The sequence below is a fragment of the Aeoliella fuhlenseeensis genome, from assembly GCF_052161615.1.
In the GTDB taxonomy this organism is placed as follows: domain Bacteria; phylum Planctomycetota; class Planctomycetia; order Pirellulales; family Lacipirellulaceae; genus Aeoliella.
Genome location: NZ_CP197417.1, coordinates 5,285,210 through 5,306,451, shown reverse-complemented (window position 1 = coordinate 5,306,451; position 21,242 = coordinate 5,285,210). Strand labels below are relative to the sequence as shown.

The 21,242-nt window shown below is 61.7% G+C and carries 15 protein-coding genes; 7 read left to right on the top strand and 8 right to left on the bottom strand.

Going from position 1 to position 21,242, the window contains the following annotated elements:
* Positions 1 to 40: 40 nt before the first annotated feature.
* Both SH292x_RS20800 and glsA read right to left on the bottom strand, forming a co-directional pair.
* Complete coding sequence (locus SH292x_RS20800; RefSeq protein WP_442482948.1) at positions 41 to 643, bottom strand: HdeD family acid-resistance protein; 603 nt, start codon at positions 641 to 643, stop codon at positions 41 to 43.
* Between the two features lie 244 nt (positions 644 to 887).
* Complete coding sequence (gene glsA / locus SH292x_RS20795) at positions 888 to 1,883, bottom strand: glutaminase A (RefSeq protein ID WP_442482947.1); 996 nt, start codon at positions 1,881 to 1,883, stop codon at positions 888 to 890.
* 376 nt (positions 1,884 to 2,259) lie between these two features.
* Between glsA and SH292x_RS20790 the strand changes: the two genes are divergently transcribed.
* From SH292x_RS20790 to SH292x_RS20770, 5 genes are all read left to right on the top strand, one after another.
* Positions 2,260 to 3,111 (top strand): transglutaminase family protein, encoded by an 852-nt coding sequence (locus SH292x_RS20790; RefSeq protein WP_442482946.1) that lies wholly within the window; start codon positions 2,260 to 2,262, stop codon positions 3,109 to 3,111.
* Positions 3,112 to 3,350: 239 nt separating this feature from the next.
* Entirely contained in the window at positions 3,351 to 3,857 is a 507-nt protein-coding gene (locus tag SH292x_RS20785; protein WP_442482945.1) for a hypothetical protein, read from the top strand.
* A 65-nt stretch (positions 3,858 to 3,922) separates the two neighbouring features.
* A complete protein-coding gene (locus SH292x_RS20780; RefSeq protein WP_442482944.1) occupies positions 3,923 to 4,375 on the top strand; it encodes a hypothetical protein in 453 nt (150 codons plus the stop codon).
* A gap of 627 nt (positions 4,376 to 5,002) precedes the next feature.
* On the top strand, positions 5,003 to 6,298 hold the full coding sequence (locus SH292x_RS20775) for an efflux RND transporter periplasmic adaptor subunit (protein WP_442482943.1): 1,296 nt from the start codon (positions 5,003 to 5,005) through the stop codon (positions 6,296 to 6,298).
* Positions 6,295 to 9,393 carry an efflux RND transporter permease subunit gene (locus SH292x_RS20770; RefSeq protein ID WP_442482942.1) on the top strand — a complete coding sequence of 1,033 codons (3,099 nt, stop codon included), beginning with the start codon at positions 6,295 to 6,297 and terminating at the stop codon, positions 9,391 to 9,393. The genes SH292x_RS20775 and SH292x_RS20770 overlap by 4 nt, the downstream gene beginning before the upstream one ends.
* Positions 9,394 to 9,522: 129 nt before the next feature.
* On the opposite strand, the gene SH292x_RS20765 is transcribed toward SH292x_RS20770, so the two are convergent.
* On the bottom strand, positions 9,523 to 10,281 hold the full coding sequence (locus SH292x_RS20765) for a hypothetical protein (protein ID WP_442482941.1): 759 nt from the start codon (positions 10,279 to 10,281) through the stop codon (positions 9,523 to 9,525).
* 56 nt (positions 10,282 to 10,337) lie between these two features.
* Positions 10,338 to 11,228, bottom strand: a complete 891-nt coding sequence (locus tag SH292x_RS20760) for a DUF4440 domain-containing protein (protein ID WP_442482940.1) — start codon at positions 11,226 to 11,228, stop codon at positions 10,338 to 10,340.
* A gap of 325 nt (positions 11,229 to 11,553) precedes the next feature.
* On the opposite strand from SH292x_RS20760, the gene SH292x_RS20755 reads away from it, so the two are divergent.
* Both SH292x_RS20755 and SH292x_RS20750 read left to right on the top strand, forming a co-directional pair.
* Positions 11,554 to 13,092, top strand: coding sequence for an AbgT family transporter (locus SH292x_RS20755; protein ID WP_442482939.1), 1,539 nt, complete (start codon positions 11,554 to 11,556; stop codon positions 13,090 to 13,092).
* Positions 13,093 to 13,121: 29 nt separating this feature from the next.
* Positions 13,122 to 14,426 carry a threonine/serine ThrE exporter family protein gene (locus tag SH292x_RS20750; protein ID WP_442482938.1) on the top strand — a complete coding sequence of 435 codons (1,305 nt, stop codon included), beginning with the start codon at positions 13,122 to 13,124 and terminating at the stop codon, positions 14,424 to 14,426.
* 33 nt (positions 14,427 to 14,459) lie between these two features.
* Here the strand turns inward: SH292x_RS20750 and SH292x_RS20745 are convergent, their stop codons facing one another.
* From SH292x_RS20745 to SH292x_RS20730, 4 genes are all read right to left on the bottom strand, one after another.
* A complete protein-coding gene (locus SH292x_RS20745) occupies positions 14,460 to 15,662 on the bottom strand; it encodes a M20/M25/M40 family metallo-hydrolase (protein WP_442482937.1) in 1,203 nt (400 codons plus the stop codon).
* 63 nt (positions 15,663 to 15,725) lie between these two features.
* Positions 15,726 to 17,306 carry an AbgT family transporter gene (locus SH292x_RS20740; protein ID WP_442482936.1) on the bottom strand — a complete coding sequence of 527 codons (1,581 nt, stop codon included), beginning with the start codon at positions 17,304 to 17,306 and terminating at the stop codon, positions 15,726 to 15,728.
* A gap of 34 nt (positions 17,307 to 17,340) precedes the next feature.
* A complete protein-coding gene (locus SH292x_RS20735; protein ID WP_442482935.1) occupies positions 17,341 to 19,176 on the bottom strand; it encodes an SLC13 family permease in 1,836 nt (611 codons plus the stop codon).
* Between the two features lie 184 nt (positions 19,177 to 19,360).
* The gene (locus SH292x_RS20730) at positions 19,361 to 21,004 is read right to left on the bottom strand and encodes a DcaP family trimeric outer membrane transporter (protein ID WP_442482934.1); all 1,644 of its coding nucleotides are present in this window, start codon (positions 21,002 to 21,004) and stop codon (positions 19,361 to 19,363) included.
* Positions 21,005 to 21,242 lie beyond the last annotated feature (238 nt).

The following is a 21,242-nucleotide window of genomic DNA, read 5'->3' as shown; positions in this document are numbered from 1 at the left end:
CCGCCTTCTAGTGTGTTACTTTGAGCTCAAGCGAGTTCACTTAGAGCGATGCGTTCGAATGGCTCATCGGCTGGTGGCGATGCAGGCCAATGGCCAGCATGATCCACGCCCAACCGTTGAAGATCAGCTCGATGCCGATGAACATGCCGATCACCCACAGGCCCGACAAAGGCCACTGCTTGTAGATCAACATGCCCAGGAAGAAGGTGACGGCACCGTTGAGCAGGATCCAGCCACGGGCCGGAATGTCGTGCATGATCGCAAACACAATGCGCATCAGGCCCGAGAAAATTAGGAAGATGGCAATCAGCAAGGTTAGCTGGATCGCGGCGCCCTCTGGCTGGTCGATCACCATCACGCCGACAATCGTGTAGAGCAAACCGATCACCAAGTGCAGCAGCATGCCGCTCCACTTACCTACCCAGAACGAGTTGATCACTTCAACCACGCCCGTGGCGAGCAGGAAGAAGCCGAAGATCCAAGTGGCGGCCACGGTCACTTTGATGGCGCAAGCCCATCCAACCGCGAAGAAACCAAGCACCACCATCGCGATGCCAAGGGCCAGGAACCAGCCCCAGTGACGACGCAAGTTGCTCAACTCAGCCAGGAAGTCGGACGAAACCGAATCGTTAGGCAGGTTCATGGAAGTTTCCATTTCGTAAGGGTGTGTCGAATGGGCGCGTGGCCCGTTACCGCAATGTTCACCCGCAGCGTTTGCGCAGCCTATCGAGGCAGTGCGGTTTCTACAAGCTGGCGAGTCGTATGGTCCGGCACGACGCAAGCCTGCGCCATGGACCACCATCTAGCTTAGGACACGAATTGCGCGCGCTGTCCCAAGAGCACCTACGTAGAAACCCGCGGAGTGGCCGCTACCGCCCGTACGATCGTTACTTTCCCACCGCAACGTGCTGCGATACGAACAAGTCCATGCCGAGGCGTTGCGACAGGAACTTGGCGGCGAGTTGGCCTTTGACGCTGTTGCCGGCGGCGTCGAGCGGCGGGGCGAACGTGCCGAGGCCACCTTTGCCCGGCGAGACGGCGACAATTCCGCCCCCGATACCACTTTTTCCTGGCAGGCCAATCTCGTAGAGCCAGTCCCCCGAGGTCTCGTAGAGTCCCGCAGTCGCCATGACCGCCAGAACGTAATGGCAGACTTGTGGATCCACAACTCTCTCGTGCGTGATTGGATTCACGCCACCATCGGCGAGCGTCGCCCCCATCACCGCGAGGTCCCGCGCCGAAACGCTTAGTGCACACTGCCGCGTGTAGAGATCGATCGCCTGCACCGGGTCGACCTTCAGCCGGCCGTAGCTGTGAAGCAGCCGAGCGATCGCCTGGTTGCGATGGTTGGTTTCCATCGCCGATTGATAAACCTCGTCGTTCATCGCCAACGTGCGGCCGGCGAATTTTGATAGGCCTTGGTGGATGCACTGCCAACGCGATTCGAGCGAATCCCCGGGCACCAGGCTGGTGGTGGCGATGGCTCCGGAGTTGACCATCGGGTTGGTACGACCTTGCTGGCCGCGCTCGATTGCTTCGAGCGAATTGAACGCCCTGCCGGTTGCGTTCACGCCAACGAATTCGCGGACATGATCGGGGCCGAGCGCTTCGCACACCAGGGCGAGTACAAACGGTTTCGAGACGCTCATGATGGCGAACTCGTATTCCGACTCGCCGGCCGAGTAGACGTTGCCACTGGTGCCGACCATGGCGATGCCGAACAGGTCGCGTGGCACGCGGGCGAGGGCGGGGTAGACCTCGGCGTTTTTCCCGTCGGTGTCCGTTTTGAACTGCTCGTACGCCTCGGCGACGAGCTGCGTCACCAGGGTGTCAGGGGGGAGCTGGCCGGTGGAGACGAACGGTTCGGGCGGGCTGGGGTTCATGGCGGTAATTCACGATCGGTGCGGGATCGCAGGACCCTGCAAAACCAGATCGCCGAGTCCGCTGGCGTAAAGCTAATCCATCGCGAGCGGGTTGTCGAACGTCGGCGACGCTCGGCAAGTCGGCGGCTCCGCTTTAGCGAAAATGTTTCACGTGAAACATTTTAAGCAAATGGTATTATTGCGTACACTAATCGGAGGATTGGTGCCGATGGTCGCGGTGAGTAGGTGAGTAGGTGAGTAGGTGAGTAGGTACAGACGTTCCCGGGCCCTGATTGGAGCAGATGCGCGGGTACTTTCAAGTCACTTTTTTGGCGAAAGGCGAATTTGTTTTTGCCTGGGATTTGGGGACCGGCCGCCGGTGTTAGAATGCTGGGCTATGAAACTGCTCAACATCCTGCATACGACCGAATACCACTACCACTCGCCCGTGAAGCTGGGGACGCACCGCGCGCTGTTTCGACCGCGAGAGGGGCACGACTTGCACATCGAGCGGGCGCATCTTGAGATCGAGCCGACGCCGAACCTCAGTTGGCTGCGTGACATTTATGGCAACTCGATCGCCGTGATGAAGTTCGCGGAGCCGACGGACAAGTTTCGGCTGCACAGCGATATCACCGTCGCGCTGTACGACGACAGCCCGGTCGAGTCGCTGCTCGATCCGCTGGCGGCCGCGTATCCCTTCTCGTACGCATCGAACGAGCAGGTGGAGATCATTCCCTATCGCCTGCCGAGCTATCCGCATGACGGGCCGGCGGTGAAGCGGTGGCTGCTCGACCTCTATCAACCAGGGCAGATGGCAAACACTTCGGACCTGCTCGACCGGCTCAACACGCGGATCTTCGAGGCGTTCGAGTATCGCTATCGACCCGAGTACGGCGTGCAGCTTCCGTGCACCACGCTCGCGCTCGGTACCGGCTCGTGCCGCGACTACGCGGTTTTCATGATGGAGGCGGCGCGGCACTGGGGGTTTGCCGCGCGGTTTGTGACGGGCTACATCCAGATGGCCGAGGGCCAGCACGGGGCGACGCACGCGTGGACCGAGATCTACCTGCCCGGCGCCGGCTGGCGAGGCTACGACCCCACGAACAACAAGCAGGTCGGCCAAGAGCACGTCTCGGTCGCCGTCGCCCGCGAACAGGACCAAGCGTCGCCGCTCTCGGGGACTTGGGAGGGGGCGTCCGATGCGTTTGATCGGATGGAGGTGTCGGTGCAGGTGGTGGGGGTGTAGTGTGGCGTAAGCTTCCAGCTTGCGATGGGTGGAGAAGAATTAGTCGCGGATTTGCGCGGATTGGGCAGGATGTTCGCGGATGAGGATGGAAGTGGCCAATGCGGATAGATCGTAGGGTGGGAGGTTCTGTCGGCAGATCGCGGTTTGCGTCACCTTGAACTCCGATGCCGACAGGTTCACCCACCTTTGACCGTTGCCGAACGCGGTGGGTAAACCTGCTGGCGGATGGGGCTTTCACGATGGCTTGGGTTACTTCGCCAGCAGAACTGCCCACCCTACGGACTACGACAAAGATAAAATATGGTGTTCCGATCTTCTGCGCGTTTGAATCAGGTTACATGAATCCGGTCGCAACTTTGACATTTCCGGTGCTTGCATTCACTCCCGTTGGAGTGAGGCCCTATTCTCTCTACGAGTCGTTGCTTCGCGTTATGAAGCACGAATACGCATTGGGCTGGTATAACGACCTGGAAATCGTTGACTCTAACGGCGTCTGCGTAGTAGTACGGTCGGCTCGCCTTGTGAAGGTACCGATCATCGCCAAATTGTTTGGCGGTATGGTCGAAGTCGAAATCCAAGACGCTGAGAAGCTTGCGGAATATGACCTCGACTCCATGCGTAGCCGCGCGATTGAGTTTCTCTCTCTGTACCCTGGTATGTATCAAGCTTCCGGCTATGAAGAACTCGTCAAAAGAGTAGACAAAGCTGCGACATCGGCTGATATAGTGAGCGTTTTCTTGACTTGAGAACTGGAGGCTCGCCGGGCTCGTCCCCAGCCACCCGAACAACTAAGGACATAATGGTGGGCTCGATGGGTAAGCCAATTGACCTTCTCCTTTCGCTCCGGCCTTACGATGGGCTCCGGGATGCCCAAGTCTGTCTCGCACTCGCCAAGAAATACTTTGAGATTGAGACGAGTTGGGCGGAGAAGTTGAGAATGCTCGACTTCTTTCCACCCATTAACATCGCCCAAGCGCTGGCACCCGACATCGGCTCGCCGGACATGGCAGTACTGCTTCGCAGTAATTTCGCCACCTCGACTGCTGAACACAGGGCTTGCGAAGGATTTCTCCTTTGGCAAGCACTAACGGACTCGACGCCTCACCTGATTTCGCAGCATCGTTTGGAAGATCCTTATCCGGTGCTTCTCGATTTTTTCAAGCATGGCGGGCGATTGGCCATGGAAGGATGGCAAGCTGAGGTATTCGGGTGCGGAGGGTTCGATGTCCGCCAATTGCGAAAACAGATGTTGGGATTTGGATAGTTAGCTTGTCCGTCCTCGACCTTGGATTGGTGACAGTCGAATTGGTAGCGAGGCGTCTAGCAGGCCCACATTTCCGGGGGCGAGGACGCCCCGGCTCACACGGGGGTGGAGGATCTTACCGACTACTTCTTATCCGCGAACATCCTGCCCGATCCGCGTCATCCGCGTTCTATTCCTTAGCCCGACACACGCAGCTCCACCGTTGTCGAGAACTGGGGGCTCGTGGAACTCGTCCCCAGGCACCCAAGAGTGTTCTCGTAGGGCTGGCCCCCTCACCCTAGCCCTCTCCCCCAAGTCGTTCGCGGCGCGGGGAATCGCGAGTGGTGTGTTGTGCGCGCGAACGAATTGGGGGAGAGGGGACAAGAGGGTTGGGGACATTCCCAGTGGCGTAGGGTGGGAGGTTCTGTCGGCAGATCGCACGTTACGCCGCTTAGGACTCCGACGCCGACAGGTTCACCCACCTTTGACCGCTACGCAACGCGGTGGGTAAATCTGCTGGCGGATTGTGCTTTCGCGATGGCACATTTCCCTTCGCCAGCAGAACTACCCACCCTACGGGGTTGTGGCCTATAATCCCCGCTGCATGTGGGGGTGCGGTTTGGGTTCTTGCAACGGGAAGAGGATGCTATGGACGTTGGATGGCGGTGCGGCCTCCGCGCTTTGGGTGTTTGGCCTAGTGCGATGCTAGCGGTGTGCGTGATCGCGGGGTGCGACGAGCCGCCGGCTGCTCGCACCGAGGTGGTGCGGCCGGTGAAGACGTTGGTGGTGGTGCCGGGGAGTGAGACGCAGGCGCGGATCTTCTCGGGGACCGTCGAGGCGTCGCGGCGGGTTGAGCTGGCGTTTCAGGTGTCGGGGCTCCTGGCGAGTCTACCTATCAAGGAAGGGCAGCGGGTGGCGAAGGGGGATTTGATTGCTCAGCTTCGCACCGATGAGTTCCAAACGCGGCTCGACTCGTTGCAGTCGCAACTCGATCAAGCGCGGGTGACGCTCGTTGCCTTGCGGGCGGGGGAGCGGCGTGAGGAGCAGCTTCGCCGGGAGTCGCTGGTGCGGCAGGCTCAGTCGCGGCTCGCCAATGCTCGCGCGAATTTGCAGCGGACCGAGCCTCTGGTGGCACGCCGGGCCGTATCGGAACTGGAATACGACTCGGTACGCACGCAGTACGAAGTGGCGCAGGAAGAGTACGAGGCGGCGAAGCAGCTGCTGGAGAAGGGGACCGTTGGCCGCGAGGAAGACATCCTGGCTCAAGAGGCTTCGGTTCGTGGGCTCGAGGCACAAGTCGTTGAGGCGAACATTCAGCTCTCCGACGCGACGCTCACCGCTCCTTACGACGGCGTGATTGCTCAGCGGTTTGTCGAAGAAGGGCAAAACGTGCGGGCCAAGGAGCCGGTCGTGCGGTTTCAGGATGTCGAAGAGATTGAGATCGTGATCGACGTTCCGGAAGTCGTGATGGCGGCGGACTTGAGTTCGTCGGATGTCGTGGAAACGCTGGCCGAGCTAAGTAGTGCGCCGGGCGTACAGTTTCCGGTGGTGATTCGCGAGATGGCGCAGGTGGCCGATCCGACGACGCAGACATTTCGCGTCCGGGCAGCGATGCAAGTTCCAGACGGAGTTCGCGCGCTCCCTGGCATGACGGCGCGGGTGACGATGAACTTCCGCCGGGCGAAGGTGCTCGGCGAGCGAATCATGGTGCCGGTGGCCGCGGTGGTGAGTAGTGCCGATGGCGAAGCGGCGGTGTGGACGATCGACAACAACTCGACCACGCGGCGACAAGTGGTGAAGCTGGGCGAGCCATCGGGTGGGCAGATTGAAATTGTCGAAGGCTTGGAGCCAGGCGTTCGGATTGCGGTGGCCGGAGCCAACGGGCTTCGCGAGGGAACCAAGGTTCGCGATCTGGGCGACGCCCTCGGAGGGGTTCGGCTATGAACCCCGGCATCCTTTCGGTCCATTACAATCGGGTGGTCTTCGCCGCGATGGCGCTACTGCTCGCGGGTGGCATCGTGGCGTACCAGCAGATGGGACGCCTCGAAGATCCCGAGTTCACGATCAAAGAAGCGCTGATCATCACGCCCTATCCCGGCGCGAGTGCCGAGGAAGTGGCGCAGGAAGTCACCAATCCGATCGAAGCGGCGGTGCAGCAGCTTGGACAGCTCGACCGAGTGACGTCGGAGTCGATGCGTGGGCGTTCGGTGGTGTCGGCGATCATCAAAGACCAGTATCACAAGGACGCCATCCCGCAGGTGTGGGACGAGCTCCGCCGAAAGATTGCGGATGTGCAGCCGCAGCTGCCGCCGTCGGCACGCGGGCAGACGATGGTGGTCGACGATTTCGGCGACGTGTTTGGCATTTTCTTCGCCATCACCGGCGATGGTTACACGCAGCCCGAGGTGCGTCGCTATGCCGAGTTCCTGCGTCGGCAGCTGTTGCAAGTGCCGGGGGTGAAGAGCATCGAGCTGTTCGCGGCGCAGCAGGAAGTGGTGTATCTCGAAATCTCGCGAGAGCGACTCGCGCAGCTCGGCATCAACGAAGAGCAGATCTACGCGAAACTTCGCGAGCGAAACATCGCGGCGGACGGCGGGCGGATTCAAGTCGGCTCGCAGCATTTACCGCTCGATCCGACAGGTGGGTTTGAATCGGCCGAGGAGATGCTCGACCTAGTGATTGGCAGCGACGCGTCGGGGCGGCAAATGTTCCTGCGCGACGTGGCGAGCCTCGAACGGAGCGAACTCGACCCGCCACGCCGACTATTGCGCTACGATGGTGCGCCGGCAGTGGGGCTTGGCATCTCGACGGTCGGCGGCGGCAACGTGGTGACGATGGGGGAGGGGATTCGCAAGAAGCTGGCGGAGCTCGAGCAGTTCCAGCCAATCGGCATGGAGATTGGCGAGATCAACTTCCAGCCCGAGGCAGTGTCGGCGGCGACCAGCGATTTTATTTTCAACTTGATCAAAGCCGTTTCGATCGTGCTGGTCGTGTTGTCGCTGGCGATGGGCATGCGAACGGGTTTTATCATCGGTGTGGTGCTGTTCCTGACGATCATGGCGACGTTCTTCGTGATGTACATGAAGGGCGATCTGCTGATGGAGCGGATTTCGCTCGGGGCCCTGATCATCGCGCTCTGCATGCTGACCGATAATGCGATCATCGTGATCGAGGGGATCAAAGTCGGCATCGAGTCGGGCAAGGACAAGCTGCAAGTGGTCCGCGAAACGGTGGCCGAGAATCAGTGGCCGCTGTTCGGGGCGACGGCGATTGGCGTGATTGCGTTCGCGGCCATCGGGTTGTCGGACGACGCGACGGGCGAGTACTGCAACTCGCTGTTCTGGGTGATCCTGATTGCGCTGACGCTGAGCTGGATTTCGTCGGTGACGGTGACGCCGCTGTTGAGTTACTTGATGTTCAAGCCCGCGGCGGGGGAAGCGAGTGAGCGAAAAGAGGAGTACAGCAGCTTGCCGTTTCGCGTTTATCGCCGGCTGCTGGTGACGGCGCTCCGTTTTCGCTGGGCCGTGGTCGTGATGGCGGTGGTGGCGTTCGTGGCGGCGATTTATGGGTTCGGGGCGGTGAAGCAGAGTTTCTTCCCGCCGGCGACGCGGCCGCAATTCATGGTCGACGTTTACCTGCCCGCGGCGACGCACATTCGTGAAACCGAGGCGTTTGCTTCCGAAGTGCAGAAGTACATCCAGGAGCAGAAGCACGTGACGCACGTCACGTCGTTCATCGGCGGCGGCGGGCTGCGATTCCTGCTGGTGTATTCACCCGAGATGGAGAATCCGGCCTTCGTGCAGTTCCTGGTAGACGTGGACGACTGGCGCGAGATCGACACGTTGGTGCCTTTGGTTCAGAAGTACTTGGACGAAGAGCACCCCGGTGCCAACGCGATTGCCAAGCGGTTTCTTTTGGGTCCAGGGGCCGGTGGGCGTATTCAAGCGCGATTCCGCGGGCCGGACCTAGCAACGCTGAGGCGACTCGCCGACGAGGCGAAGCTGGTTCTGGAGAACGATGGCAACGCGCTCGGCGTGCGGGACGACTGGCGCGAGCAGGTTAAAGCGATTCGGCCCGAGCTTTTGGAGTTTCAAGCTCGGCGGAATGGAATCTCGCGCGTTGAAGTTTCGCAGGCTCTGCAGGGTAGTTTTGAAGGGCGGCCGGTAGGTATCTATCGCGAGCCGGGCTACGCCGAGACGGGGATGTTCCCGCAAGAGTCGCGACTGCTGCCGATCATTGCCCGCCCGCCACTCGACGAGCGTGCGGACGTGGGGAGGCTGAACAGTTTGATGATTTGGAGCCCGGTGGCGGGGCGGATGATTCCGCTGAGCCAGGTCACTTCGGGATCGGAAGTGGTGTGGGAAAATCCCGTGATCGCCCGGCGAAATCGCGCGGCGACGGTGACCGTGCACGCCGATCCGCGGGTGGGGCTGCCGAGTGAGTTGTTCGCGCGAGTTCGCGACGGGATCGAAGCGATTGAGCTTCCCGAGGGTTACACGATGGAGTGGGGTGGCGAGCACGAGGACTCGAGCAGGGCGCGGGCGGGGCTCGTGAAACCGCTGCCGGCGGTGCTGGCGTTGATGGTGTTCATCGTGGTGTGCTTGTTCAATTCGCTGCGGACCACGACGCTCATCTGGTTGATCATGCCGCTGGCGATCATTGGCGTGACGACGGGGCTTTTGCTCACCGGCCAGCCGTTTGGGTTCATGGCGCTTCTGGGCGTGCTGGCGCTGGGTGGCGAGCAGATCAAGAACCAGATCGTCGTGCTGAGCAAAATTCGCAGCGAGTCGGCGAAAGGGAAGACGCCCTATCAGGCGATCATCGACGGCGGCGTAGCGAAGATGCGGCCCGTGTGCATGGTGGCGCTGACCACGGTGCTCGGCATGATACCGCTGGTGAAGGACCCGTTCTTCGGAGCGATGGCCGTGTGCATCATGTTCGGCCTGTCGTTCGCGGCAGTGCTGTCGCTGATCGTAACGCCGGTGGTGTATGCGATTTTCTACGGAGTGGAGGAAGGGTCTGCCCCTGCTCCGAGTTAAGAATCAGTCGCGGATGAACGCGGGTGTGGCAGGATGGTCGCGGATTTCTTGGAGCTATCCGCGAGAATCCGTTCAAATCCGTGAAGGTCCGCGACTAATTCTTAGTTGAACGCTGCACGCAACACCGGGTTACCACCAGTAGCCGTAGAAGGGGTTCCAGCGGATGGGAGCACCCCAGGGGGTGAGGGAATGCATGGGGGCCATGCGCATCGAGTTGCCCACGGCGTCGAAGTCGGTGTAGTTGGGTAGGTCCTGGGGACGCGGGGCGTAGGGGCTGCGAACCTGCGTGGTCGCGGCACGGCTTCGTGCGTCGGTAAACTGCTGCATCGACTGCTGCTGCTGGGCGTGGATGTTCTGGGCCTTCGTAGCTTGCAGGCTTCGCGTGCGCTCGAAAGCGGCTTGGGCCTGGGCTTCGCGGCGACGGTCGCGGTCGAAGTTGCCGAGCTGGTCGCGAATCTCTTGTGCCGACATGCTCATCACGTCGGGTCGCTTGCCCTGGAGGCGCTCGTCGGCGTTGGCAGCGGTTGCGCGGAACTGCGACACCCACTGCCGAGCTTCATTCGCTTGGGGGCTCATGAGGACCTTGAGTCGCTCCTGCATGTCGGCGAGCAGTTCCTTGCGCTCGCTTTCGGACATCGAGAGTGCCCGCTGGTTGAGATCGTTGACGATCGCGGTCATTTCCTCGGTGGAGTAGATCTGCTGCACGGAGAGCCATTGCTGGAAGTCGCTCTGCATAGCGAGCCACTCGGGGCTTTGCAGGACGCCACCCTCGGCGACATCCGAAGGATGCGTCATCGGGGGCGAATCTTGCCCGCTCGCCGTTAGGGCGAAGCTCGCCAGAAGCAACGACGACACGCAGAACAGCGAGCGGAAAGTTGTGGTGAACACGGTTGGCTCCAAGTTAGGTCTCGTGACCCGAATGCTGACCGAAGTGATTGGTTGGATTACTCGCTGGCGCGCTTGAACTCGAGTTGCTGCGTGGGGAGTGCTTCGCCGCCCGCGCGGGTGGGAGTCGACTTCCAGAGGATGCCGCCGTTTTTGGTGGGGCTGTAGCTGCTTTGGGTGGTGAGCTCTTCGCCGGTAGGGAGCGTGGCGGTGAGGTCGACGCGCCAGGTGTCGCCGTCCTTCGTCCAGATGCCCTCGCCGGTGCCACCATTGGAGTCGAAGACCCACGAGTGGAACTTCTTCAGGGCGGGGTCCCATTTGATCCGCTCGTTTGCCGTGATCGGTTCGCGGCCTGGTGCGCTGATCAGGAACGACCGCAGCAGGTAGTGGCCGTCTTCGCTAAATTCGTTCGAGGCGACGATTTCAATGGGGCCCGACTTACCTGCCCACTCGCCAACGAGCCAATCGAGTTGGTGCAACTCGGGCTCAATGCCATCGGTTTCGCTAGTGGCCTCGCGAAGGCTGTCGAGCAACCACTGGCCATCGCGGTTCACCCACACGGCTGTGAAGCGACTGCTGAGCGAACGCCCGTCGGGACTGTCGACATCGGGGTATTCGCCATCCTCGATGGCCACGGAGGGGGTGATGAGACGGATGGTGCTTTCCCACTGGGGGATTTCGATCACTTCGGGATTCGGCTTGCCTTGCGCGGACGCCAGGGCGAGCAGGCCTTTGACCTTGAACTTCGTGCCCGCGGCGTCGATGTAATCGCCATCGGGGGTCCACAGGGTTTGCAGCTTGGCGGCGTCGCCCCGCTTCGAGGCATCGACGTAGGCCTTGCCCGCAGCGCGGATGGCAGCGACGTCGCCGGTTTCTTGGGCGACCGCGGCGGTGGAGTGCGCAATCGCCACGAGCACCAAAGCGATCGAAAGAGAGGGGAGAGTTTTCATGACTGCCTGTCGTCGCTGGATGTGAGTGTGGGGTCCACGCCGCGTGCTGGCGCGGTGCCCCGCTTGGCGTTCGCTGCCCCCAGAAAACGCCGCAAAAACCCGACTGAATTAGAGGCAGCCCCGAATGCAAAGTCAAGAATAACACGCTCCGCCCGCGCGGTGGCGGAATCGGGTTGCGAATTGATCGCAGGGATTCGGGACGTGCCGAATATGACGATTGAACACGCTATACGAGGCGTTTCGCTAGTTCCAGGCACCTTCGCGAACGGTATGATAGGGCTGCTTTGGCAGTTGGTCTGGTCGGTTTGGTCGAAAGGCGCTAGGTATGTCTCAGCCGGGTGGTGGTGCGTCGCCCACGGTGTTTGCGCGGGTTCTGGGTGCCATCGAACGGTGGGGCAATCGCGTGCCGCATCCGGCGATTCTGTTTCTCGCACTGTCGGCGGTGGTCATCGTGCTGTCGCAGGTGCTGGCGTCGATGGGGGCGAGCGTCAGCTACACGCGAGTGAACCCCGAGACGCTGGAACTCGAAGAGGCCCAGACGGTCGCCCGAAGTTTGCTCGCCGCGGATGGCATTCGGTTCATCTTCACGTCGGTGGTTCGCAACTTCATCAACTTCGGGCCGGTGGGCATCATCATCGTGGCGATGATTGGCATCGGGGTGGCCGAGCGATCGGGGTTGATCCAAGCGGTGATTCGCCAAGTGGTGGTGATCGCGCCGCGGAGTTCGATCACGGCGATCGTCGTCACGCTCGGCGTGCTGTCGAGCATCGCGTCGGACGCTGGCTACCTGGTGCTCATACCGCTTGGTGCGGTGGCGTTTCACAGCCTGGGCCGGCACCCGCTCGCGGGACTGGCGGCGGCGTTTGCGGGCGTCGCCGCGGCGTTCGGGGCGAACGTGCTGGTGAAGCCGATCGATGGCATCCTGGCCGAGATGACCAACGACGCGATCCACATCGTCGATCCTGGGCGGAACATCGAGCTCACCGCGAACTTTTACTTCGGTATCGCATCGAGCATCGTGCTGATTGTCGTCTGCACGCTCATTTCGTCGAAGATCGTCGAGCCCCGCCTCGGCAAGTACGAGGGGGACGCACCGCCGGCGGAGTCCGAGGGGCTGAGCAAAGACGAGACGCGTGGGCTGTGGTTCGCCGGCGTGGCGACGGCGTTGTTCGTGGCGCTGATACTCTGGCTGACGGTGCCCGCGAGTGCGCCGCTGCGTAATCCCGACACCGGTGCGATCCTGGGCAACTCGCCGTTCATGGACAGCTTGGTGTTTCTGATCATGTCGTCGTTCTTGGTGGCGGGGCTCGCGTATGGGTACGCGGCAAGGACGCTGCGGTCGGCGGACGACGCGATCGATGCGATCACCAAGACGCTGTCGGACCTCGGTGGGCTGTTGTTCCTGTTCTTCATCATCAGCCAGTTCGTTGCGTACTTTAATTACAGCAACATGGGGACGATCCTAGCGGTGCATCTGGCGGGGATTTTGAAGGACGCCGAGCTCAACAGCTACACGTTGCTGCTGGCGTTCATCGTGATCGGGTTCTTGATGAGCTTTCCGGTGCCGAACATCTTGCCGAAGTGGGCGATTCTTGCCCCGGTGTTTGTGCCGCTGTTTATCAAGCTGGGTGTCGACCCCGACGTGGTGCTCGCGGCGTATCGTGTGAGCGACTCGCCGTCGAACGTCGTGAATCCGCTGCTGCCTCACTTCGCGCTGGTGGTGGGCTTTGCGCAGCGGTGGCAGAAGGACGCCGGCGTGGGGTCGATCATCGCCATGATGCTGCCTTACAGCGTGGCGACGATGTTGGCATGGGTGGCGCTGTTCTTCGTGTGGTATGGGTTCGATCTACCGTTTGGTCCGTAACGGGGTTCTTAACAGGGTGGGGTGCCAGGGTGAAGGACTCGTCGAGCGATTCCGAGTGCCAAGTGGTGCTTGCGTACCTGCTGCAACTCGCGCAAGCCCATTTGGCGTGTGGCGAGCAGACCGCCGAGGTCGAGCATTTGCTCCGCCGCGCCGCGCTCGCGTACGGCTTGCATCGGCCGCGGGCGATTGTGTTTCCCACGGCCATTTTCATTTGCGTCCACGATGACGATGGCGAGCATACCACGATGGCGGAGGGGCCGACGGAGTCGCTGCGGCTCGATCAGATCGCGGATGTTTACAACCTGGGTGATGCCACCAAGAAGGGGCAGATGACGGCTCGGCAGGGGCTGAAGGAACTGAAAGAGATCCTCGCGAAGCCGCCGCGCTTCGGCGCGGCCATCGTCGTCCTGGGGCATACGATTCTCACGGTCGGCGTGGCGATGCTGTTCATGCCGACCGAGGACAACCTGATTGCCGCCGCGATCTTGGGGACCATCGTCGGCGTGCTGCGGGTGCTCAATCGCAATCGCCCCGTGCTGGCGGTGCCGCTGTCCGTGGTGGCGGCCACGCTGGTGTCGAGCTTGGTATTCTCGGCCATGAAGTATGGCCTGCCGGTCGAGCCGCTGCATGCGCTGGTTCCGCCGCTGATCACGTTCCTACCCGGGGCGATGCTGACACTGGGCATGGTCGAGCTAGCGTACGGCGACATGGTCAGTGGTTCGAGCCGACTCGTGACGGGCTTGGTGCAACTGATCCTGCTGGTGCTGGGGCTCGTGGCGGGCGCGATGCTCGTTGGTTACCAACCCGCCGACTTGCTCGAAGCTTCTGACGAGAACATCGACGAGCATTGGCGACTGGGAGCAAAGTGGGTGGGGGCGTTAGTCTTCGGCATCGGTGCGTACCTCCATTTCTCGGCTCCCAAAAAGTCGTTGGGATGGTTGCTGCTCGTGTTGGTGCTGGTGTTTGGGACACAGCAACTCGCCGGCGGGGCCGTGGGCATGGGGGGAAGTGCTTTCCTGGGCATGCTGGTGGCCACGCCGATGGCGTACCTGATTCAGCTAAGGCTCAATGGCCCACCGGCGATGGTGACGTTCCTGCCGAGCTTCTGGCTGCTCGTGCCCGGTGCGCTGGGACTGTTGAGCGTCAAGCAGATGCTCAGCGACCGCGCGGCGGGCATCGATGGCCTGGTGGCGATGCTGTTTGTCTTCACGTCGATTGCGCTAGGGTCGCTGGTCGGAGCGACGTTATATCGCACGCTATCGGAATGGCTTGGCTGGCAACAGCAACAGCTCAATCGCGTGGGACGCTACCTTCGTCGCCGCAAGAAACCATAGGCGATGCCGCTCGCGGCTTAGCCCTTGGTCTCTTTAATCTTCCAGCGTCGCCAGCGCCACCGCCATTCGGCATCCCTCGGCAAACTCGGAGAGTTCGACGTACTCCTTCACGGTGTGAATCTCTGCTTGGCCCGCGCCGAAGGTCACGGTCGGTACGCCATGCTTCACGAGCCAGTTGGCATCGAGTCCGCCATTCGAGAGCATCGTGGTGGGGGTGAGCCCAATCAACGTGGCCGCCCGCTTTGCGTACTCGACGGCGGGCGAATTCGCGTCCAGCTCGAACGACGGATACGACGCGCGGCTTTGGAAGTTGACCTCCGCCATTCCGCCCGTGTCGTCGGTGACCTCGGCCTGGGCTTTGGCGAAGGCTTCGCCGTAGGCAGCGGCAATGGTCGCGGCGAACTCGGTGTCGAGACTGCGAGCCTCGCCGACAACATGAACGTAGTCGGTCACTACGTTCGTGGCATCGCCCGCGGCCTTGCCCGCTTTGCCACCGAACACACCAGGGTTGCTCGATCCTTTGCCCTCGGGCTTCACGACTTTGCCGAACCATCCGCTACGATGGGCTTCGGCCAGCGCGATCGAGGCGACCAGCGTCGACGAGATTCCTTTCTCGGGGGCTACGCCCGCGTGAGCGGCCTTGCCTTTGATCTCGACCTCCCAGTTCACCTGCCCGACCGCGCCAATGGTCAGTAGCCCGGCGTGCGTGCTATCGACGTTGAAACACATGGTCGCGCCCCCCAGGTCCTTGGCGTCCAACTCGCGGGCACCATGCAGGCCACTCTCTTCGCGAACGGTAAAAAGCAGCGTGATGGGTGGATGCGGTAGCTTGTGTTTCAGCAGCGTGCCCGCCATCGCGATCAGCACGGCGCAGCCGGTACGGTTGTCGCCACCCAGGGCCGTGGTGCCATCGCCCACGATGCGCTGCCCCTCGCGGCGAGGCTTGGCACCGGCGCACAGCGGCACGGTGTCGAGGTGCGTGGAGAACAACCGCCGCTCGCCCGAGCGTGTGCCAGGCAAGTCGACGAAGAGATTGCCACACTCGGTTGGCAGCGGGATTCGCTCGTGCACCGTGTCGTACCGCCTGGCGGACGTGGGAACGCCCACCGCCGCTAGTTCCTCGCACACGGCGGCGGCGATGGCCGCCTCGTGGCCCGTAACACCTTCGACGGCCAAGAGACGCAGCAGTAGCTCTTCGGCGGCGTCGACATCCAGCGGTATTGCACTAGTGGACATGGCTTTATACTCCCCTCTAAACGGATAACAACGCTACGCGACGGTGATGCTCGGCGCGAGCTATTAAAGTCCCCACGGCAAGCCCAGCAGGTACCACGCCGCGAACAGGGCCATCCAAACGATGGTCATCCAGATCGAGTAGGGCAGCAGCAAGGCAACGATGGTACCGATGCCAGCGGTCTTGTCGTACTTCTGGGCGAAGCCAACGACCAGGGCGAAGTAGGCATTGAGGGGCGTAAGGGCATTGGTGGGCGAATCGCCGACGCGGTACGCCGAGAGCACTGCCGCAGGGTCGACCCCCAGCGTGACGAACAGGGGGATGAACACCGGCGCGAAAATGGCCCATTTCGCAATCGCCGGCGTAAAGATGAAGTTGAGCAGCGTCACCACCAGAATGAAGCCGAGCAGCAGCCAAATCGTGCCGATGTTTGCACTCTTGAGCGCGTCGGCCATGTTCACGGCGAGCAGCGTGGGGATGTTACTGTAGTTGAAGTAGGCGATGAACTGGCTGATAACCAGGAATAGCAAGATCGTCCCGCCAAGTCCCGACACGGCTTTAGTCATCGCCGCGATGATGGCATTGGTGCCTACGAGCGTTCGCGCTCCCATGCCATACGCGATGCCGGTGATGAGGAACAGGAACATGATCGGCACGATCAGGCCGTTCATGAAAGGCGAGTTGCCGATCAGGTCGCCCGTGTCCGGATTGCGGAGCGGTGCCCATTCGGGAATGGTCATGAACCCCAGCACGACGAGCACGAGCGCTAGCCCCATTGCGGCGAAGCGGAGACCGCGCGACTCGGCGGGGGTGATCGCTGTTCCTTCGCTCGCGGTGGACGATTCGGCAACATTGGTATCAAGGTCGGCGTCGGGATGCGCCTTCTCGGGGACGTAAGGCCCCAAGCGAGGTTCGATGATCCGTTCGGTGACCAGGGCAATAACGATGGCGAGCACGGGGACCGACGCGATCGAGAACCACAGGCCGGCGGTCAGGTCGATCGAACTCGAAGGGTCGACCATGTGAATGGCGTCGTTGGTGATCTCGGTCAGCACGGCGTCGAGCGGCTTGATGATCATGTTGACGTTAAACGCCCCGGCGACCGCGGCGAAACCGAGGGCCAGCCCCGCGAGAGGATTTCGGCCAATGGCGAGGTAGGCCGCTCCCGCGAGAGGAATGAGCACCACGTAGCCAGCGTCGGCGGCGATGCTCGACAGGATGCCTACGAGCGCCAAGATGTAGGTGAGCGCCCATCGCGGCGAGACGGCAACCAGCATGCGAATCAGGGCGTTGATCAGACCTGCTTCCTCCGCCACTCCCACGCCCACCATCGCCACGACCAACAGACCAATGGCGGTGAAGCCCATGAAGTTCGGCACCAGCCGAACGTACATATCGCGGAGACCACTGGCGCTAAGCAAACTCCGCGCGGTGGTAGTGGCGTCCTCGACTTCGTGCGTTTCGGGATTGATAACCTGATAGCTGACGCTAGCTTCCATCAGGACCAGGACGTGCGACAGCACCAGCACGATGGCGATGAGGATCAAGAAAATGACGACGGGGTGCGGAACTTTGTTCCCCACCTTCTCGACGATGTCCAAGACCTTTTGTGTAAAACCCTTCGGAGCCGCACCCGCCGAATTCATCACCAAGCCCTCCCGAGAACCAGCGAGCCGACCTTTAAGGCCTCAATGGCAACAGCCACGGCACGAGCAGCACGCTTGCGATAAGTACGATGATACTAAACGGTACGCCGACCCGCAGGAAGTCACCAAATTTATAATTACCCGGCCCTACGACCAGCGTGTTGACGGGCGACGACACGGGGGTCATGAACGCCGTTGAGGCGGCGAGCGCCACGATCATTGCAAACGGGTAAGGCGAGTTGCCGGTGTCCTGGGCGACTGCGATGGCGATGGGGGCCATCAATACGGCGGTCGCCGTGTTGGAGATGAACATGCCGAGAATGGCCGTGATGGCGAACAGGGCGCCAAGGATGACGTAAGTACCCGATTCGCCCAGCAACGATAGGATACCCTCAGCAGCCATCTCGACACCCCCGGTCCGGTCGAGCGCTGTAGAGAAGGGGAGCATTCCGACGATCAGGACGATGGTTTTCCAGTTGATCGACTGGTAGGCACTCTGGACGTCGACGCAGCCCAGCACGCCCATCAATAGGCAACCGAGGAGCGCGGCTTGCACAATGGGAATCAGTCCGCTGATCATGAGGCCAATGACGAGCAACAGAACGAGCACCGCGTGGGGAGCCTTTCCGACGACGGGTAGCACCTCGTCGTGCTCCTGGGGCAGGTTGAGCACCATCAGGTTGTGGTGGTCGAGTTGCAGGCGATCAATCTCTTTCCACGCGCCGATCACCAACAGCGTATCTCCGACGTGCAGCGACTCGCTCAGGATCGGCTGCTCCATCGCTTCGCTACCACGCCGGAGGCCGATGACGTTCAGCCCGTACCGCGAACGAAACTCGGCCTCGACGAGCGTCTTGCCGACGAGGTCGGAGTCGGGCGTGACGATGGCCTCGGCCATGCCAATCGCTTGGGCACGATCGTTGAAGTAAAGGCCGGTGAGCGGAACTTGCTCCAGCTCGTACCGCTCGCGGAGCTTATCGATATCGACGCCGGACATCTGCAGGTCGACCAGCAGCGTGTCGCCCACCTGAAGCTCGGTGGACTCGGTGGGCCGGATCATCTGCTTGGAGAAACCTTGCTGGCGTTCGATCGATACGATGTTCGCACCTGCGGTGCTGCGAAGGTGAAGCTCGCGAAGAGTCTTGCCGGAAAGCGACGACTCGGGGGTCACTCGCAGGCGGAATCCGCGGTCGGACAATCGGTACTTCGCCACCCAGTCGGCGAGTCGTGGTCGAGCCTTCGATTCGGCAGCGGTGGGGTCGTGAGACGAAAGCCACCGCCGTGCGAACAGCATGTAGACGATACCGAGTACCAAGATCACCGCACCGAAGGGAGTGAAGTCGAAGAACGAGAACCCATCGATTCCGTGGCGTACCAGCTCGCTATTCACTACCAGGTTGGGCGCAGTAGCGATGAGCGTGGTCATGCCGCTGATCAAAGCTGCGAAACTTAGGGGCATCATCAGCCGACTCGGCGCGGTGCGGGTCTTCCGTGCGATGCGGAGGACGACCGGAATGAAGATGGCGGTCACAGCGGTGGAGCTCATCGTCGCTCCTAGGCCGCACACGATGAGCATCAGCAGCACCAGCAGCTTGGTCTCGCTCTTTCCCGCGCGGGCCTGAAGCCAGTCGCCGAGCAGTTGCGCAACCCCCGTGCGGACCAGTCCTTCGCCAATCACAAACAGCGCGGCGATGAGCACGATGTTCGAGTCGCTAAACCCGGCGAGGGCTTCGGGCATGGTGATGACACCCGTAAACGGGAGCAGCGTCATCATCAACAGCGCCACGATGTCCATGCGTGGTTTGTTGATCACAAACATCACGATGGCCGCCATCAAAAGCGCCAGCACCACGGCAAGTTCCGTACTCATAGACTCCGCACCCATCCTCAAACGCTGCTAGAACAACGAGCCAAAGAGCGGCCATTGTAGCCTCAATGCCCGCGGAGCGGCACCGCGAGCCCCCAGCGAATTAGCCGTTTAGGCGATAGCCTCGGTTGGTCCCGAGAAAAGAACCGTGGCTAGCGCCAAAACGGCTAAGACCACGACCGGAACCTTAGAAGTTGTATTGAACCAGGGCGTTAAACCTTCGGGCGCGGGCGGAGTCGCCGTCGAGGTCTTCGCGCTCGCCGACCAGGTATTCCATGCCCAGCGACATGCGGGGAATCGGAATCCACCAGAGGCTTGCTGCGACGTACTTCGCGCTGTCGTAGGTGCCGCCGGGCTGACCCGGCGCGCTGTCGACCGACACCTGCGAATACGTGAAGTTCGAAAGCCACTGGGAGTTGTACCAGTGCTCGTAACTGGCGTTCCAGGCGGTGGCCTCTACCAAATCGAAGGCACCGGTGATCGGATCGACCTGGGCGTCGAGCCCCTGCCCTGCTAGGTCGTTAACGTATCGCCCGAGGCCAGGTCCCCAGTTGGCTTGCATCAGAATGCGACTGCGGGTGAGGCCCGAGGGATCTTCTTCGTGCACGGGATCGGTCCCCATCCACCACGCCCACGGATGGAACACGACGTTGCCATTCACTCCCAAGCCCATGCGGCGGGTGACTTCTTCGTCGTCGGTTCGATAGCCGATGGTGCGGAACAAGCCGGCGACCTGCACGTGCGAGCCGCGGTCGCCTTGAAGGCGAAGGTGCGTCGCGAAGTCGGGCACGTCCTGCACCGCCGAGCCCTGACCGTTGGTGGTGATGTCGGAGAAGCAGCGCTCGACGCTGGTGGCCCAGTAAACGCCATCGACTATGGGGATAGTCATGCGGGCGACGGGCTGCCGCTGGTTCGCCCAACTGTTGGGGCCCTGGAAGTCGACCAAACTTGGCCAGTTCGTGCCGTCCATGAACACGCTGTTCTGCTGACCAACGCGGAAGTAGCCGAAGTCGATGAATGCGTGCCGCAAACGAAACGGATTACCGCCGCCCCCCGCCGCTTGCGCGGGGCCGTTGAAGAAGTCGCCTTCGATGAACGTGTGGACGTTCCAGTCGCAGTAGTTGGTCGGCGTCCAGCTTTCGAGCGAGAACCGACTCGGCCGGGCGGTCATGTTGACGTTCTGACCGATCTGCTGCGGCACGGGGATCGTATTGGTGACGAACGAGTCGGCGCTGCCAATCGGTGCGAAGTCTAGCAGTCCCGTCATCCGCACGAAGCCGCGGAGCCTGAACGAAGTGTTGGTTCCAGGCACGAGGAACGAGCCAGGATACATGCCTCGCGTCACCAGCCCCGCAGGTTCGCCAACGGGGAGCGGTGTGGGGGGCGTGATCCACTCGAACTCGGGCTCGCCAGGCGCGCTTTCGTAGTCGCGCGGTTCGAAACCGGGCGGGGCGTAGTCGGGTAGAGGCCGCGCGCCGATGTCCCATGTGTCGTAGTAGTCGGGATTGAAGTAGTAACTGGGAAGCCGCGGGTACTGCCGAGCGTACTCAGAGTTCAGGTAATCGTCGCCCGGTGCGTCTTGGTAGTCGGTCGAGCCATCGCCATCGTCCGCTGTGGGAACGGGGAATGTCATCCCCTCGGCCTGGAACGCTGTGGGCTGGACGGACGAAGTCCCTGAGTCGTGACTTAGTGGTTGCCAGACACCGGAGTCCGAGAAGAGGGTCGACGTGATCGTCTCCGCACGGGGTGCGTCGTCGCCAATCGCAGCGCGACATGCACCCAGGACGATTGCGTGCAGCACCACGAGTAGCGTGAGGCTACGAAGCGTCATTTTGCAAGCGATACGACCCATCCTCGCGGCTCCCGCCAGCACCCTCACCGCGTACACCGCTAGCTACGCACCATGCGGCTTCCAGCGATAGTATCGACCGAAGCGATTGTGAGGCTTTGGGAGATCGGGCGGGCTGAGCGGAATTTAACTCCGAGGCGCCAGCATTGGTGGCAACTCTGAGATTGGCCATGTACCCCGACCAGGCTTGGTCGGGGCTGTTGGGGAGATCGCTCGTGCC